The organism is Amphritea atlantica (assembly GCF_900111095.1).
GTDB classification, from domain to species: domain Bacteria; phylum Pseudomonadota; class Gammaproteobacteria; order Pseudomonadales; family Balneatricaceae; genus Amphritea; species Amphritea atlantica.
In genome coordinates this window covers 668,338-684,940 of the sequence record NZ_FOGB01000001.1, presented here as the reverse complement: position 1 = coordinate 684,940, position 16,603 = coordinate 668,338, and the positions used below count along the sequence as shown (strand labels likewise).

Sequence of the window (16,603 nt, the reverse complement as noted above, 5' to 3'; positions counted from 1 at the left end):
AGTGCTTAAGACTAGAGCGGGGCCGTGATTAATCCTTTAGTACCTGAACCGCTACTTTAACGATTCATTAGAAACCACAGGCCCGGCTCAGTCCTGACAGGACAAAAAAAGGCCCGCTGCCAGAGGCAGCGGGCCTGTTGAACAACGCCTTTACCTATCGGCGTATACTCGCTTAATTGTTGCTCTCACTATCGAGCAGTAGCTCCGGTTTGAATCCCAGCGCAAACGCACCCCAGTGACGGCCGTTAACATAGAGCGGGAAGGTCAGATCATTAAGCACCTCACCGGTGTCACGGACGAACGTCTGCAACAGGAAAGGGGCGGTATTGGTTACCCGGCGCACTTCAGCGCGACTGCCTTTAAAGAAGCGACGATGACGGCTTTTTGCATTATCAACATTGAAATCGCCCGTCAGGGGCTCAGACACCTTCAGATGGTGTGCGGGGGCATAGCCGTCAACACTGATAGCCAGTGCGTAGATCAGATCAGGCTTCTGTCTCAGGTAGTCGTCATACATCGGACGTAACAGCTTTTCAAACGCCTCAACATAGCTGACATCAAATTTTTCGGGAAGACCTCCCTCATTAGTGCGTTTGTAGTTGCGATCAAACAGATCAAATCCCTGGCTGTTCAGTTGTTCCAGCGCCTCCTGTATCTGACGGGTCCACTCCCGTCCCGCCTGAATAATATTTTCAAAGCTGCCGTAGCCAATAATAAAGCGGGACAGCAACTCCTGAGTCTCCTCTGTTGAGCTCTCAAGTTCAGCAGAAAACTCTCTTGAACGCTCCATCTCATCGCGAATGTCACCACTGATACCCGCGATACGCTCCACATGAGAGTGAGACTCTTTGTTCGTATAGGAAAGCTCATCAAGGGTAGAGCTGATGGTGGTCAGTTGACTATTGACGCCTTCGAAGTCACTTACCAGCCGGGTAAACTGTTCGCTGGTATCACTGATAAAGCCTTCCGTGTTGCGCGTATACTCGAGAATATTGGAGGAGTTTGTCTTGGTATCATTAACCAGATCAGCCATCACCGAAATATTCTGATCGATCTCAGAGGTTGCATTCTGCACCTGCTGCGACAGATTTCGCACCTCATCGGCAACCACAGCAAACCCCCGCCCCGCTTCTCCCGCTCGTGCAGCTTCAATGGAGGCGTTCAGCGCCAGCAGGTTGGTCTGATCAGAAAAGCGTTTAACCATCGAGAGAATTTCAGTAATGGTCTCGGAACTGGCGCTGAGCTTCTCAACCGTACTCTGGAATCCGGACGCCAGCTCAGAGATAGTACGCACCTGACCCAATACCTGCTCCAGCTCACGACTTGAACTTCGGATCTCGTTCAGGTTGTTACTGGTATATTCAGATATTTTCAGGGTATTACCCGCCACCTCCTGAATAGCCGTGGTGGATTCCTGGCTGGAGATCAGCACCTGTTGTGCCTGTTCTTCCTGAGCGGTGGTTGACTGATGAACCTCCTGCAAGACTTTGCTTAACTGAGTCGCACTAAGCGCCACCCGGACACTGTGATTGCGCGTCTCTGCAATAATCTTTTTCAGACTGGTGGAAAATCCGTTATAGCTGGACGCCATTGTGGATATTTCATCGTGAGTAAAATCGGGCAATGTTGCGGAGATATCACCATCTTTATCTTTGATCGCACTGAGAACATCGATCATTTTACGAATCGGTCGTAAAAAAATGTGGCGCATAAAGAAGATCGTAAATAGCGAGGCGGCAATGGCAAAGCTCAGCACTAACCAGCTGTAAAACTCCAACTGACTAAGCCTGGATAGCAGCTCAGCGTTATTCGACGACTGCGACGCAGCCTGCTCAAGCTGACCCAGGCTATACCAGTTAAACCCCATAAAAAGCAGCGAGGGCAGAAGCAGGAAAGCTACATTTCCGACGATTTTACGGGTTAGTGAGTTGAAAAAATTTCGTTCTACTGTGTCATAGAGCCCCATACTCATCCACTTCTTTTGTCGTTATTATTCAAATACGGTAGTAAATGTTTTAAATGAAAACCCGCTCTGTATAAAGCAAAACACTACCCATTTCATGTAATTATCATCATTAACAGAGAGATAGAGACTAAAGGATTATTTTGTCACACCAAAGTTCTACTACCTGAGTTTCATTGAATCCTGAACTTTAATATCAAAATTCTCGTTATCAAAGATTATCACCGGTCAATAAACTGGCTGAGTTACAACCGATCGGGACGGGCTCCGACTGGAGGCCAGCACAAACCCGCGCCATGACTATTTAACCAGGCTTTCGCTTCAGCATAATCCGGGTAAAACCGGTTAACTTCCTGCCAGAATCGTGGGGAGTGATTCATCTGTTTCAAGTGACTCAGCTCATGAACAATAACGTAGTCGATAATCCTCACTGGCGCCATCATCAGCAACCAATTAAAACTGACCACACCACGACTGTTACAGCAGCCCCACTTGCGTTTATAGCTACGCACCACGATGGCGGTGGGTGATAGTTTCATCAGCTCACTCCACTCAGCTACCCGCTGCTGGAAGTAGTGCTGCGCCTGCTCCCGGTACCAACGCTCCAGTTGCTCCGGTACCACTTCAGCCTGCGGTTTACGGATGCGTCGGGAAAGCGATAGCTCAATAATCCCCGCACTCAGGTTAACAGCGGTCTCAGGCTTTTCGGTTGCCAGTTTCAGCATCACAGGCTCACCCAGCCAGCGCAGCTCACTGCCCTGCTCCAGTACCACCGGTTGAGGGGAGATCGGTAACCGTAACCTCAGCTCCTGCTGGCGGGTGGCAATCCAGTCACTCTTTTCGGCGACCAACTGGTTAATTCGGGACTGCGCCACCCGGATTGGAGCTAACACTCTGACACTGTCCGGACGAACCTGAATTTCGATGGTGCGCCGCCGGGAACTGCGCCGCAGAGTATAATCGGGTATCAAATGCGTCTCTCCGCAAGTTTTTGTGTGCACCTGTCTGAAATGACGAATCCGGTGATATAACAACCTTTCAGGCTTATCAGACAGAGTTATGACTGAGGGATCTGTGTACAGCAACGATTTATCAGTTGCCGGAACTGTTGCTGCAGCTGCGGATCAGAATTTTCCGCGTAACTGATCTGTTCATAACAGCGGGAGAGTGCAGTAAATTCATCCGAAAGTGAAGGAAACACCTGCCCCAACCGGGAAAAAAACTGTCCCGGAGTCTCGCCACAAAGACGCTGCATACCCCGTTGTTTCAAATGCTTATCCAGCCGTTGTAATGCTAAAAACAGTGGATCTTTACGCGGTCCCCGACGGATAAATAAGCTGCCCGCAACCGCCAGCAATACCAACCCTCCCGGCACCAGAATCAGTAATAGTATTCTGATTACGGAGATCTCGCCAAGTAACTGCCGTAAAAAACCGGTCTGATGCTCATGAAAATTCAGCACCCAACGGTGCCAGCCATAGTTCAGCGCCTCATAACGCAGCCTCAGCTGTTTTAACAGCGAACCACTCAGGAAACCGGTGCGCATCAACATCGAATCGGCCAGAAATGATGGCTCCGAACTGAACAACTGCGCTGCGGACTGTTCCAGCCGCAGGGGTGCCACCACCGAGGTGGGATCCAGCCGGTGCCAGCTCAGGTCCTCGCTATCCCAGTACTCAAGCCATGCATGGGCCTCGTACTGCCGCACACTGAGAGCACCATCCAGCGGATTCATCTCCCCCCCCAGATAGCCTCCAACCACCCGGGCAGGGATGCCAGCAGCCCGCAACAGAAAGGCTCCGGCACTGGCAAAGTGACCACAAAATCCCTGCCGTGTCTGAAACAGAAACTGATCGACAGAATCACGTCCCGATAGCAGAGGCGGTTCCAGAGTATAACGAAAATCCCTGGCAAAGAAGGTCAGCATCTGTGCCGTAAAGGCTTGCACCCCAGGCTGTTCGGATGCCCATCTCAACGCCAGTTGCCGGGCACGTTCATTACCATTTTCAGGCAGTTGCAGATAGCGGAGATAGTGGCCATCCGCCAACGGCTCCCGCACAGGAGCAGAGCGGGACACCAACGAATATTGTGTGCGTTGCATCAGGGGCTCCCCGCCCTGCAGGGTCAGATCACTGAGGCGACTCATCGTCGCTGGAAAGCTTAGTGGCACATCCAGCCCATAACGCCACTGCTGCCCGGTGGCTTCCATGACGATCTGGTAACGATAGTCCTGGTAAGCACTATTGAACTGAGTCAGCAAGGATGTTTGACTCTCCTGTTGCAATTCAGTACGGCTCCAGCGCCGGCCATCAAAGCGGTCGTAGGTCAGACCCCGCCAGTAACGCTGATTCTCTGGTGGTAAATCACCGTCAAAGCGGGCTCTGAAAGCGATGTCCGCTGACCGGGTCAGGCGGCTGACATCACCAGGTGAAAGCGAATCAGAAAGACCGGTAAAACTCTGTCCGGTATTCAGATCCACCTGCCAGAGCGGCCCCATTCGGGGGAAAATAACAAACAGCACCAGCATCATCGGCAGCGCCTGCATATAAAGCACGGCGGAGCGTTTCAATGGCCGCCAGATATCACTGTTCTGCTGACTACGATAGACAGTGTTCAGACAGGCTGTGACAACCACCAGCGATAACAGACAATAAAACGCCATCGGTATCGACTGAAAAAACAGAAAGCTGCAAACGATCAGCAGAAGCGCCACATAGAGCACCACCAGCGCATCCCGGCGGCGATACATCTCGGTCAGTTTGAGCAGAAAAGCCGCCACCAGAAGGCTGACGGTGATCACCATCGCCGACCCCGAGCGCAGTTCAAACAGCAGTCCCACCAGCACCAGCAAGAGCAGCACCAGACGTATGCTCCAATGGGGGAAGTTCCAGCGCCCGCTATGTACCATCAGGCGCCAGCCTACGGTCAGGACCGCCAGCAGAAACAACCAGCCGGGAACCACCGTGGCATAGGGAGCTGTCACCATCAGAATACTCACCAACAACCAGATCATACTGCTGCGGGTCAGTTGAAAGAGCGGTTTCACGGGCGGCTCTCCTGAAGCTCAACCGGGCTGTCCAGACCGAAACAGGCCAGCGCTTCCAGCACTCTGACCCGGTGTGATTCTCCCCGGTCAGGACGGATCTCGATACCGGGTAATCGCAGCCCATACTCCTCACCCCGTCGATGCAACTGCAACGCCCACCATGTCAGACGGGAGAGGCGGGCTTCGCCAGACAACTCAGGCCACAATTCCCAACTTAACCATCTGCGATTATCACTCAGTTCGACATACTGCTTGGCGTGCATCCCCTGCCCCCGGGCATAGTTTTTCCAGGCCACCCGTTTCAGCGACATGCCGGCCTGATATTGCTCCAGTCCGGTAAACTCCTCCCCCCCGGGGCGCTCGGCCAGATGCGGTGATTGCTGATCGCCCCCTGCCGCATCATGCATATCGGGCAACTGCCCCCCCTCGACGGGACGTGGGTAGACCAGGCTTTTAAGATCGACCTGCAACCAGGTCCAGGCTCTGAAAAGCCCCAGCGGATAAAACGTTTCAATCAACAGAGCATCGGCCGGCAGATAACCCCGACGATGAGTATTCTGATACAGGGTCAGACTGCGCTGTCGATCCTCAACCAGATCAATAGCGGCTCCCTCCCCTTCGCGCAAACGTAACTGAATACTCTCGTACTGCCGCGTCCCCCTCGCAGTCAGCGTCAGATCGAAAGCGGCCTGTTCCCCTAAAAAGCAGGGGTGACCCCGGACAAACTGAATCGTCAGTCCGGAGAGATTGGCATAGGTGTGCAGGATAGTTACCACGAACAGGCTGGCCAGCAGAAAAGTGACAGCAAACATCAGATTGTTCTGAAAGTTAATCGCCAGTATCAGCATCACCAGCAACAACATCAGGAACACGGCTCCTGCCTGCGAGGGCATGATATAGATACGCCGCTGACTCAGGGTCAGCTGTTTTAATCGGGGACTGCGGCGCAGGCTCCAGTCAATCACAGCCCGTCCCAATCGTTGTCGTATAGATCCGGTCAACTTTCACACCTCAACTCAGGTAGCATAGTTGATAGTCAGCCTACCACATCAACCTGACTCAGCAGTTGCTGAATCAGGGCGTTGGCACCAAAGCCTCCGATATCTTCTGCCGCCCGTAAGCGATGACCGGTAACCGGCCCGAGCAACTGCTGCAGATCCTCAGGCAGTACATAATCCCGCCCATCAATATAGGCCCAGCTTCGACTTGCGCTGAGGAGTGCTAAAGCGCCCCGCGGAGAGATACCAAAACTAAACTCCGGCGCCTGGCGACTATAGGCGATCAGCCGCTGCAGATAATCCAGAATGCTGTCAGACACTTTAACCGCGCTGCAAGCCTGGGTTATCTGCTCTAACTCTGCCGCGGATATCACTGCCGCCAGTGTTTGCAGGCGCTCCCGGGGATCGCCACCGCGCAGCAGTTCCCGCTCGGCCCGGGCATCGGGATAGCCCAGTTCTATCCGCATCAGAAAGCGATCCAGCTGAGATTCAGGCAACGGGAATGTCCCCTGCTGAGTTACCGGGTTTTGTGTTGCGATAACAAAAAAGGGGGATGGCAACGGATGGGTCTGCCCATCCAGACTGACCCGTCTTTCCTCCATCGCTTCCAGCAGTGCAGACTGGGTTTTGGGAGTGGTACGATTGACCTCATCAGCCAGCAATAACTGAGTAAATACCGGCCCGGGATGAAACTGAAAACGGTTGCTGGAAGGATCAAAAATCGTCACGCCGAGAATATCAGCCGGCAACATATCACTGGTAAACTGCAAGCGCTGATAGTCCAGCCCCAGCACTTTAGCCAGCGCGTGGGCCAGGGTTGTTTTACCCATCCCCGGCAGGTCCTCAATCAGCAGATGCCCCTGACTGAAAATACAGGTCAGGGCAAGCTTGATCTGCTCCTGCTTCCCATAAAGAACACTGGATACCGCTTTAATCACCGCTTCAATCTGGTCTCGCATCGGGACTCACTCTTCCTTTGGCTGGGTAAACATCCTATCCATTATATATACAGCAACGGGGGAAATAATCGATGACTCAAAAGCAAAAAGTGCCCAAAATCACCATTGCCAGCGCCTCATTCACGGGTAGAACTACACACGTAAGCAAGTCCAGACAATAAAAAAAGGCGCTGAGCGCCTTTTAATCGGGTGTTACTGTTGTTAATCAGTTAAATCAGTGGTGGTGCCCGCCTTCACCATGAGCGTGCCCATGTTCCAGCTCTTCTTCAGTGGCATCACGCACTTCAACAACTTCGACATCAAACTTCAGCGTCTGGTCAGCCAGCGGATGGTTGCCATCAACAACCACCGTCTCATCGCTGACAGCAGTTACCACAACCGGCTGCTGACCCCAGGCAGTCTGCGCCATAAAGCGCATGCCCACTTCAATATTATCGACCCCTTCAAACGCAGCACGGTCAACTTCCTGAATCAGTTCAGGATTCAGCTCGCCGTAACCCTCTTCAGGGGCAACCTCAACATTGATCTTATCGCCGGCTTTTTTGCCCGCCAGCTCTTTTTCCAGGCCGGGAACGATACTGCCGGTACCATGCAGGTACGCCAAAGGCTCTGCACCCTCCGAGGAATCCATCACCTCATCATCCAGGTTTTTCAGGGTGTAGTGTATCAGGACAATTTTTTTGTCAGCAATCTGCATTGTTCAGACCTCAAGTGTTAAAGACGTGAACAGCGCTGCTGACAGAGGCCTAGATTAGTGGAATATTTTTAATCTGGGGGTGAGAAATAGGATATCAACCCCTGAATAAAATTTTATACCGTCAGCGACGCTGCAGGCAAACCGTTTGGCCACGCCCTCTGCCTAATGGCAGAACAGTTCAGCGATCAGCTCGGCAGCAGGAACAGCACGACAGCCGCTACGATTCTGCCCACTCCACAGAGGTGAAAAGTCCCCCAGCCCCTGCCGTTCAGCCGCCGCCCGCAAAGGAGCGATTGATGCTGCAGCCAACGGAAACTCGGGCGCCTGCGGTGCCACAGGGCCTAACTCGGCCATCACCCGGTTGACAATGCCCCGGGCGGGTCCTCCTGAAAAAATATTGGTCAGCGCGGTAGGTGTACTGGGTTCCCGTAAAGCCTGCCGATGGATTTCGCTGACCCGCGATTCATCACACAACAGAAATACCGTTCCCAACTGCACTCCGGCAGCTCCCATCGCCAGCGCCCCCTGGATGCCACGTTGATCAGCGATACCTCCGGCAGCAATCACCGGTAATCCAATGGCAGCGATAATCTGTGGCACCAGGGCCATAGTGCCTGTCTGACTATTCAGATCCCGGTTAAGAAAAAATCCCCGATGACCTCCCGCTTCCACACCCTGTGCAATCACCGCGTCGACCCCCTGCTGTTCCAGCCATACGGCTTCGGCCACGGTGGTTGCACTGGAGATCACTTTACAACCACAACGACGCACCCGCTCAAGCAGATCAGGGCAGGGTAAACCGAAGTGAAAGCTGACTACCGACGGACGGTATTCTTCGATAACCGCCGCCATCTCACTGTTGAAAGGCGCACGACCTGGTGCAGCGGAAATATTATCAGGATCGATGCCATATTCGCGATAATAGGGCTGCAACTGGTTACGCCACCGTTGCTCCCGCTTTTGATCAACAGCCGAAGGGGTATGGGCAAAAAAGTTCAGATTGACCGGCTTATCGGTTGCCGCCCTGATCGTTTCCAGTTCAGCCCGCAGTTGCTCCGGGGTTAACATGGCGCAAGGCAGTGACCCCAAGCCTCCAGCGTTACTTACCGCTATCGCCAGTGCAGCGTCCTGCGCGCCCGCCATCGGCGCCTGAATCAGTGGCAGTTCAATACCAAAGAGCTGTTTTATATCCATTTTAATTCTCCGTGAGTGCCAACCGGGCACCCAGATAGATCAACACCGAACCACTGAGCGCATTAAATCCAATACTGACCGATTGACTCTGTAGCCAGTGACGGGCGCTGTTAACCGCCAACGCCAGCGAACACTGCCACAGCATGGCAATGACAAAATGTATCGCCGCCAGCCACAGCGACTGCGTCAGGGCGCTCCCCTGCGGATCAATAAACTGGGGCAGAAAAGCCATATAAAAGAGCGCTGTTTTAGGGTTCAGGGCATTCGACAAAAAACCCTCTCTCAGTGAGCGCCAGATCACAAAGGGTCTGCTGCCGGTATCCGGGAGCCTGAATACGCTGTGTCCCTGAACGATCCCCCGCAGACTGGTGAATCCCAGCCAGATCAGATACCCCGCACCGATCAGCTTCAGAAACTGAAACGCGTTGGCTGATTGCAACAGGATGACCGAAATTCCCAGCGCAGATACGGTTGCGTGCAGGAACAACCCGCAGCAGATGCCGGTACTGGTAGCGAAACCATCCTGCCACCCTCCCCGGGCGCTGTTGCGGATAGTCACCAGGGTATCAACCCCCGGGGTCAGGGTTAACAGAGTAATGGCAACCAGAAAAGTGGCAAACAGATGGCTCTCCATTAGCAGTAAAACTCCTCACTACACAGATTCAGTGAATTCAAAACATCCTCCTCAGACCGACGAACTGCGCCGCGCGAGCAGATAATAGCGTCCGACCACCACCAGAAAAATCCCTCCCAGCACCAGTAGTGCCGCAATCAGCAGGCGAGTAGTGATCTGTTCATCGGTAAACACCACGCCACCGGCCGCCGCGATGACCGGGACCAGCAACTGTAGCACCGCAGCCTGCACTGCCGATAAACCGCTGAGTGCCCGGTACCAGGCAGCGTAACCGATGCCCGAAGCGATCGCTCCGGAAAGCATCGCCAGCAACGCCCCATTGACAGTAATGACAGCATTACTGAGTGTCAGGGTAAAGAGGAGTGTCAGCGTAACCAGCGGCAGGGTGCGGAAAAAATTAAAGTGAGTATCGGCCAGCGGATTAACCGACCCCCGCCCCTTCAGGGTGTATATTCCCCAGGCAATGCCTGCCGCGGTCATCAGCACAAATCCCCACAGGGATGGGGTGTTGATAGCCGGTTTAAGCAGATAGACAAAACCGCTGAACGCCAGTGCCAGCCCCAACCATTCAGCCCACACCAGGCGGGTGCCCCGCAACAGACTCACCATAATCATGGTGATCTGCACTGCGCCAAACAGGATCAGTGCACCGGTGCCGGTATCGAGACTGATATAGGCATACGAAAAGCCCAACGCATAAATAAACAGCATCAGGGCGGCGGTCCAGCTGCCCCGCCCTCGGCCCGGGTCGGTTTCGGCTTTGCGCTTCTGTGTCAGATACCAGAGCGTTGACAGTACCGCGATCCCAGACAGCAAACGGATCACCGTAAAGCTGCCCGCATCGATACTCTGCTCACCCAGCGCCAGACGGCACAACACCGAATTCCCGGCAAACGCCAACAGGGCAAACAGGGTATATAGAGTAGTCATTAACAGCGCCGGCTGATTCATAAGTCATTCTCCACCAGGTCCGCATCGGCCGGACCGTTATCACGCTGCCGCCCGGACCGATCCGCGCGCCCCAGCTGCCACAGCATCAGCGCCGCTCCGCAGCCTCCGCTACCCAGCACCATGGTCATGATCATGATCTGGTAGCGTACCGCGATCAAAGGTGACACACCGGAAAGGATCTGACCAGTCATCATCCCGGGCAGGGATACCAGGCCCACCGCCAGAAGACTGTTGATTTGCGGAATCATCGCCGCCTGAAACGCGGTCAGCCGCGCTTTTGGCTCCGGTTTACCTTCCTGCAGTTCAGAATGATAGCGTTCGGTTGCCAGACTGATCGCATTCATCGTATTGGCAAAATACATCCCTGCCAGCGGGATAATCACTCTTGGCTCATACCAGCTGTCAACACCGATCACCAGAACCAGTGAGATAAACAGGTGTAATCCGGCCGAGCAGGTCAGCGCGATCAGCGTGGGTTTAAGGTAGTTGCGCTGATGATTCACCGGGCGCAGTGCGATCCAGCTGGCGATACAGATCATCACAACAAGCACCCCGCCAGTAATCCAGGGCGAGGGATTTTCAAACAGCGCCACCAGAACATAGCCGACGCCGATCAATTGCAATGTCATCCGCGCCGCTGACAACAACACCTCGGAGGCCTTGCCTGACCAGCGGGTATAGACAGTCGCAATCAGTACCACCGGAATAGCGCACCAGGCGAGTGACCCCCATGAAATTACATGCATCCGGATTCTCCTTATTAAGCGGTTTTACCCGCTGTACTACGGTACGTTATTGAGCTGTGGACCTGTGAACGAAACTCAGGTATCCATACCGATAAAGCCACCGGACTGATGCGCCCAGAGCTGGGCATAGATCCCCCCCTGTTGCACCAGTTGATGGTGGTTACCCTGCTCTACGATACGCCCCTGGTCCAGAACAATCAGCCGGTCCATTGCGGCGATTGTGGACAGCCGGTGGGCGATAGCGATAACGGTTTTACCCTGCATCAGATTGGACAGGCCCCGCTGAATATCCGCTTCGACCTCTGAATCCAGTGCCGATGTCGCTTCATCCAGAATCAGAATCGGCGCATCCTTCAGAATCACCCGGGCAATCGCGATCCGCTGACGCTGGCCCCCGGACAGCTTCACACCCCGCTCACCCACCTGAGCATCATAACCGGTGCGCCCCTGAGGATCGCTCAACCCAAGTATAAACTCATGCGCCTCTGCCCGTCTGGCAGCATCGATCATCTGCGCCTCAGATGCATCCGGGTGACCGTAGAGAATATTATCCCGCACACTGCGATGCAGCAGCGAGGTATCCTGAGTCACCATGCCGATCTGATGCCGCAGACTATCCTGCTGCACCCTGCTGATATCCTGGCCATCAATCAGAATCTGCCCATCAGCCAGATCATGGAAGCGTAATAACAGATTAACCAGAGTGGATTTTCCCGCACCTGAGCGCCCCACCAAACCGACCTTTTCACCGGGTCTGATATCCAGATTCAGGTGTTCAATCACCCCTTCACGCTTATCGTAGTGAAATGAAACATCGTTAAAGCGGATCGCTCCCGTCTCAACAACCAAAGGCTTTGCATCGCTGCGGTCGGTGACATCAAGCGGCTGAGACAGGGTATTCATACCATCATTGACGGTGCCTATATTCTCAAACAGCATACTCACTTCCCACATAATCCACTGAGACATACCGTTGAGACGCAAAGCCAGGCTGATGGCGATAGCGATAGCCCCCACCGTCACCAGGCTGAAACTCCACAGGTAGATCGACACAGCGGTGGTGATGAACAGCAACAGATAGTTGAGGCATTGCACCGTCACATTAAGGCCGGTGGCCAGACGCATCTGCCGGTAAACCGTGGTCAGAAAACCATCCATACTTTCCCGGGCATAATCCGACTCACGCTGACTGTAAGAGAACAGTTTCACGGTGGAAATATTGGTGTAGCTATCGACTATCCTCCCGGTCATCGATGAGCGGGCATCTGCCTGTATCGCTGACACATCCCTCAGACGGGGCACGAAATACCACATCAGCAGACAGTAACCTACCAGCCAGCCCAGTAACGGGAACATCAGGCGCAGATCAGACTGTGCCACCAGCACCAGCATGGAGAGAAAATACACTGCGATATAAACCAGGACATCAAGCAGTTTCATCACGGCTTCCCGCACCGCCAGTGATGTTTGCATCACCTTGGTGGCGATCCGCCCGGCAAAGTCATTCTGGTAAAATGACAAACTCTGACGTAACAGATAGCGGTGCGCCAGCCAGCGAACCGACATGGGAAAATTCCCCAGCAACACCTGATGTACGATCAGGGAATGGAGCACCACCAACAGCGGCAGCCCGATCAGCAACACAACGCCCACCAGCGTCAGAGTATCCCCCTCCTCCTGCCAGAATGTATCAGGTTGCTTATTGCTCAGCCAATCCACCAGTTGACCGAGAAAACCAAACAGCGAGACCTCTAGCATCGCCAACAGCGCAGAGCACAGTGTCATCAGCAACAGCGGCCACTCCATCCCCCGCATATAATAACGGCAGAAGCGGTATAGCCCCTTAGGCGGCTGACCGGGTTCCGGCTCAGGATATGGGTTGGTCAGACGTTCAAAAAATCGCAGCATCTACAGAATCCAAAGGCCCTAGCGCAGGCCCGTAACAAAAGTCAGAAATAATACCTGAAAGCCGGGCGGTAAAATATGCCTGCTGCCCCCCTGGAGTTAAGATTCCTATGCTCCACCGGGGTCTCAGACACTGGCAAGATCAATCACCATTTTGACCACTTTGCCGTTTATATTTAACCTGACTAGGCTAAGCTGAAGGGATATCAGGTATTTAACGTCAAACCATTATCAATCATACGCGCTGGAGACTCTCTAATTAACTCTGTTCTAACCCTGCTTATTGATACAGACTCTTTGTTTTATCGTTTAAATTTATGGATATGCATGAATGGTTCTTAGCCGTTTTTTACCCACATCCCTGCATAACCGGGTTTTAATTCTGACACTGGTAGGCTTTCTGTTATCTGCCGGAGGCACAGCGCTACTCATTTTTAATTACCTGCAACAAGGCTCCATCAGACTTCTGGTAGAACAGCAGCAAACCATGGTAGACATGGTGGTCCGACAGATGGATTCAGCCCTGCAAAAACGGGTCACCTACCTGGAAGAGTTCACTGATCTGCTGCACTCCCGATACCGGCTGCATCCAAATGAAAGAATGCAGGAAGCCCTGAAGCGGGATACCCAGCTACACGCGCTGTTTAATGGCGGGGTTGTCGTACTGAACCGGGAGGGTATATCACTGGTCGATTATCCAACAATCCCCAACCGCACCGGCATCGATTATTCTGACCGTAAACATCTGGAGAAAGCGCGCCGTTTGAAATCAACGGTGATCACCATGCCCCTGATGGGCAAGGGGTTAAAAAGCCCGTTGTTTGCCATCAATACACCGATACTCTCCGATTCAGGCCGGGTGCTGGGTTATATCTTCGGTGTCAACCTGCTGGCTCAGGATAACCTGCTTAAAGAGATATCCCGCATCTCTTTTACCGACGGCGGCCGGGTGATGGTGATAGACCCGAATCTGGGGATCTATGTAACCGATACACTCAAAGGGGTGCCACTTGAAAGCTATAAAAAAGAGAAGCACTGCGACTGTATTGAGCGGATCCAGGCTGGAGAAACGTCGGGTATAACCACTGACAGCCGGGGCAATCAGATCATCTATGCCTCCGCCATGCTAGACAAGATGGGCTGGGTTGTGATCCGTACCTACCCGCTGAGTAAAGCGATGTCGTCCATTAACATCCTCACCGAAACGATCATCGTTGTGATCCTGCTGATCAGCTTTATGATGGCGGGCCTGATCGCCTATCTGTTAAGAAAACTGCTGACGCCGCTGCGCAATGCCACCCGTGATATTCGTAAAATGGCTGAGGGACAGCTTCCAGAGCAGACCCTTACAGTGCAAAGCAATGATGAGGTGGGGCAACTGATCAGGGCATTCAATCAGCTCCACCGAAATCATAACCGCTATGAGCAGGCTCTCAGAGACTCGGAGGAGCGTTACCGGCTGACGATGGAGGCGACTCAGACCGGCTTGTGGAGCTGGAACCTGACCAATGATTCGATTCAGTGGGACAGCCAGTGTTACAAGATGCTCGGCTATCAAGATCAGGAGTTTCATCTTAACCGACAGCTGTTCCGTAAGCTGATGCACCCGGAAGACCAGGTGCGTTTCTACATCAACTTCCTCCCCCAGGTGCTGGACAACCTTACCGCCGAGATTCAGTTCAGGCTGTTGACCAAAGACAACCGCTGGCTCTGGATAAAGTGTCGCGGCAAACCGATCAGATTTGGCAAAAACAGCCACCCTATCTGCATCGCCGGAACCCATATGAACTTCGAGCAACAGAGGCAAACCGAACAACTGCGTCTGGCGGCGGCAGCATTTGAAAGCAACGATGCGATTATGATCGTCGATGCCGACAGCAAGATTGTTAAGGTCAATAATGCTTTCACACAGATTACCGGATACCAGGCGGAGGAAGCGATTGGCCATTCCCCCGCTCTGCTGCGCTCAGGGGTACATAAAAGTCCATTCTACGAAGATATGCTGGGAACCCTGAGCGAATCTGGCAAATGGCAGGGCGAGATCTGGAACCGTCACAAGAATGGTTCAATCTACATCGCCTGGCTGAATATCAACACCCTCTTCAATGACGACAATACGGTCTATCAACGGATCGCCACCTTCTCTGATATCACCGAGAAAAAACGGACTGAAGAGCTGATATGGACCCAGGCAAATTTTGACCCACTGACCAATCTGCCAAACCGAAGGATGTTTATGGACCGGTTAACGCAGGAGATTCGCCTGGCGGCCCGTTCAAAATCATCACTGGCACTCCTGTTTCTCGATCTCGACCGTTTTAAGGAGATCAACGATACTCTGGGCCATAATGTCGGAGACCAGCTGTTGATTGAAGTGGCCGATCGATTTAAAAGCCTGGTGCGCAGCAGTGACACCATCTCCCGACTGGGAGGCGACGAGTTCACAATCATTCTGCCGCAGATAGAAAGCAGCTCACAGGTGGAGCAGGTTGGCGAGAAGATCCTCAGCGTACTGAAACAACCCTTCATGCTGGAAAACCAGCAGCGCTATATCTCTGCCAGTATCGGCGCCACGCTCTACCCGCAGGATGCAGACAACGCAGAGCAACTGATTAAAAATGCTGACCAGGCGATGTATGCCGCCAAAGCCGCGGGCCGCAGCAAACTTCACTTTTTTACCGCGGGTATGCAAACCCTGTCACAGAAACGCTCACGGCTGATAAACGCTCTGCGCGAAGCGATCAGACAACACCAGTTCCAGCTCTACTACCAGCCGGTGATCGATCTGGAAAGCATGACGGTGGTGAAAGCCGAAGCGCTGATCCGCTGGAATCATCCGGACGAGGGGTTGATGTTCCCCCACCAGTTTATTCAGGCCGCCGAACAGGGAGGCATTATTCAGGAACTGGGCGACTGGATTTTCCGCGAAGCGCTGCAGCAGGTTAAACAGTGGCGCAAACAACTCAACCCACAGATACAGATCTGTATCAATGCATCCCCGAGCCATTTTGAAGACAGCGCGCAGAGCCCGGCCCATGACCGCTGGATAGCGATAGCCCGTGAGTCCGGACTTAACAATGCCGAGCTGAGCATAGAGATTACCGAAAGCCTGCTGATGGAATCTTCCGCAGACACCCAGCAAAAACTCGTTCAGTTACGGGACGCCAATATCCAGATCGGGCTGGATGACTTCGGCACCAGCTTCTCTTCACTGGCGCACCTGCGCCGTATGGATATCGACTATTTGAAAATTGACCGCACCTTTGTGCGCAACCTGCATGGCGACTCTGATGATCTGGTACTGTGTAACGCCATCATTGTTATGGCGCATACCCTGGGCATCAAAGTGATCGCCGAAGGGATTGAAACCGCTGAACAACACACCCTGATGCAACAGGCAAACTGCGATTATGGCCAGGGCTTTTTCTATGCCAGCGCGATGACAGCCAGACAGTTTGAACAGTGGCACCAAAAATTTAGTGAACAGCCATTATTACTGCCAAATTAATA

General features: G+C 53.3%; 12 protein-coding genes. 1 reads left to right on the top strand and 11 read right to left on the bottom strand.

The genetic code is table 11. From position 1 onward, the window contains the following. Positions 1-172: 172 nt before the first annotated feature. From BMY09_RS03115 to BMY09_RS03065, 11 genes are all read right to left on the bottom strand, one after another. Positions 173-1,966 carry a methyl-accepting chemotaxis protein gene (locus BMY09_RS03115; protein WP_091353759.1) on the bottom strand — a complete coding sequence of 598 codons (1,794 nt, stop codon included), beginning with the start codon at positions 1,964-1,966 and terminating at the stop codon, positions 173-175. 242 nt (positions 1,967-2,208) lie between these two features. Next, positions 2,209-2,934: a M48 family metallopeptidase gene (locus BMY09_RS03110; RefSeq protein ID WP_175483424.1), complete on the bottom strand. Its 726-nt coding sequence runs from the start codon at positions 2,932-2,934 to the stop codon at positions 2,209-2,211. A gap of 86 nt (positions 2,935-3,020) precedes the next feature. Further along, positions 3,021-5,009, bottom strand: coding sequence for a transglutaminase TgpA family protein (locus tag BMY09_RS03105; protein ID WP_091353754.1), 1,989 nt, complete (start codon positions 5,007-5,009; stop codon positions 3,021-3,023). After that, positions 5,006-6,010 (bottom strand): DUF58 domain-containing protein, encoded by a 1,005-nt coding sequence (locus BMY09_RS03100; protein WP_091353750.1) that lies wholly within the window; start codon positions 6,008-6,010, stop codon positions 5,006-5,008. Before BMY09_RS03100 ends, BMY09_RS03105 begins: the two co-directional genes overlap by 4 nt. 35 nt (positions 6,011-6,045) lie before the next feature. Beyond that, complete coding sequence (locus BMY09_RS03095; protein ID WP_091353747.1) at positions 6,046-6,966, bottom strand: AAA family ATPase; 921 nt, start codon at positions 6,964-6,966, stop codon at positions 6,046-6,048. Positions 6,967-7,180: 214 nt separating this feature from the next. Beyond that, positions 7,181-7,663 carry an FKBP-type peptidyl-prolyl cis-trans isomerase gene (locus tag BMY09_RS03090; RefSeq protein ID WP_091353744.1) on the bottom strand — a complete coding sequence of 161 codons (483 nt, stop codon included), beginning with the start codon at positions 7,661-7,663 and terminating at the stop codon, positions 7,181-7,183. A 162-nt stretch (positions 7,664-7,825) separates the two neighbouring features. Continuing rightward, entirely contained in the window at positions 7,826-8,857 is a 1,032-nt protein-coding gene (locus BMY09_RS03085) for an NAD(P)H-dependent flavin oxidoreductase (protein ID WP_091353741.1), read from the bottom strand. 1 nt (position 8,858) lies between these two features. After that, a complete protein-coding gene (locus tag BMY09_RS03080; RefSeq protein WP_091353738.1) occupies positions 8,859-9,491 on the bottom strand; it encodes a LysE family translocator in 633 nt (210 codons plus the stop codon). A 51-nt stretch (positions 9,492-9,542) separates the two neighbouring features. Beyond that, positions 9,543-10,421 carry a DMT family transporter gene (locus BMY09_RS03075; RefSeq protein WP_245756482.1) on the bottom strand — a complete coding sequence of 293 codons (879 nt, stop codon included), beginning with the start codon at positions 10,419-10,421 and terminating at the stop codon, positions 9,543-9,545. A gap of 17 nt (positions 10,422-10,438) precedes the next feature. Continuing rightward, entirely contained in the window at positions 10,439-11,188 is a 750-nt protein-coding gene (locus tag BMY09_RS03070) for an ABC transporter permease (RefSeq protein ID WP_091353732.1), read from the bottom strand. A gap of 75 nt (positions 11,189-11,263) precedes the next feature. Next, positions 11,264-13,096: an ABC transporter ATP-binding protein gene (locus BMY09_RS03065; protein WP_091353729.1), complete on the bottom strand. Its 1,833-nt coding sequence runs from the start codon at positions 13,094-13,096 to the stop codon at positions 11,264-11,266. A gap of 328 nt (positions 13,097-13,424) precedes the next feature. Here BMY09_RS03065 and BMY09_RS03060 point away from each other — a divergent pair, with 328 nt between their 5' ends. Continuing rightward, complete coding sequence (locus tag BMY09_RS03060; RefSeq protein WP_091353726.1) at positions 13,425-16,601, top strand: EAL domain-containing protein; 3,177 nt, start codon at positions 13,425-13,427, stop codon at positions 16,599-16,601. Positions 16,602-16,603: the final 2 nt, after the last annotated feature.

Coding starts and splice junctions, on each gene's coding strand:
- BMY09_RS03060 (WP_091353726.1), top strand. CDS start 13,425: ATGGTTCTTAGCCGTTTTTTACCCACATCCCTGCATAACCGGGTTTTA.
- BMY09_RS03080 (WP_091353738.1), bottom strand. CDS start 9,491: ATGGAGAGCCATCTGTTTGCCACTTTTCTGGTTGCCATTACTCTGTTA.
- BMY09_RS03065 (WP_091353729.1), bottom strand. CDS start 13,096: ATGCTGCGATTTTTTGAACGTCTGACCAACCCATATCCTGAGCCGGAA.
- BMY09_RS03075 (WP_245756482.1), bottom strand. CDS start 10,421: ATGACTACTCTATATACCCTGTTTGCCCTGTTGGCGTTTGCCGGGAAT.
- BMY09_RS03090 (WP_091353744.1), bottom strand. CDS start 7,663: ATGCAGATTGCTGACAAAAAAATTGTCCTGATACACTACACCCTGAAA.
- BMY09_RS03095 (WP_091353747.1), bottom strand. CDS start 6,966: ATGCGAGACCAGATTGAAGCGGTGATTAAAGCGGTATCCAGTGTTCTT.
- BMY09_RS03085 (WP_091353741.1), bottom strand. CDS start 8,857: ATGGATATAAAACAGCTCTTTGGTATTGAACTGCCACTGATTCAGGCG.
- BMY09_RS03115 (WP_091353759.1), bottom strand. CDS start 1,966: ATGGGGCTCTATGACACAGTAGAACGAAATTTTTTCAACTCACTAACC.
- BMY09_RS03070 (WP_091353732.1), bottom strand. CDS start 11,188: ATGCATGTAATTTCATGGGGGTCACTCGCCTGGTGCGCTATTCCGGTG.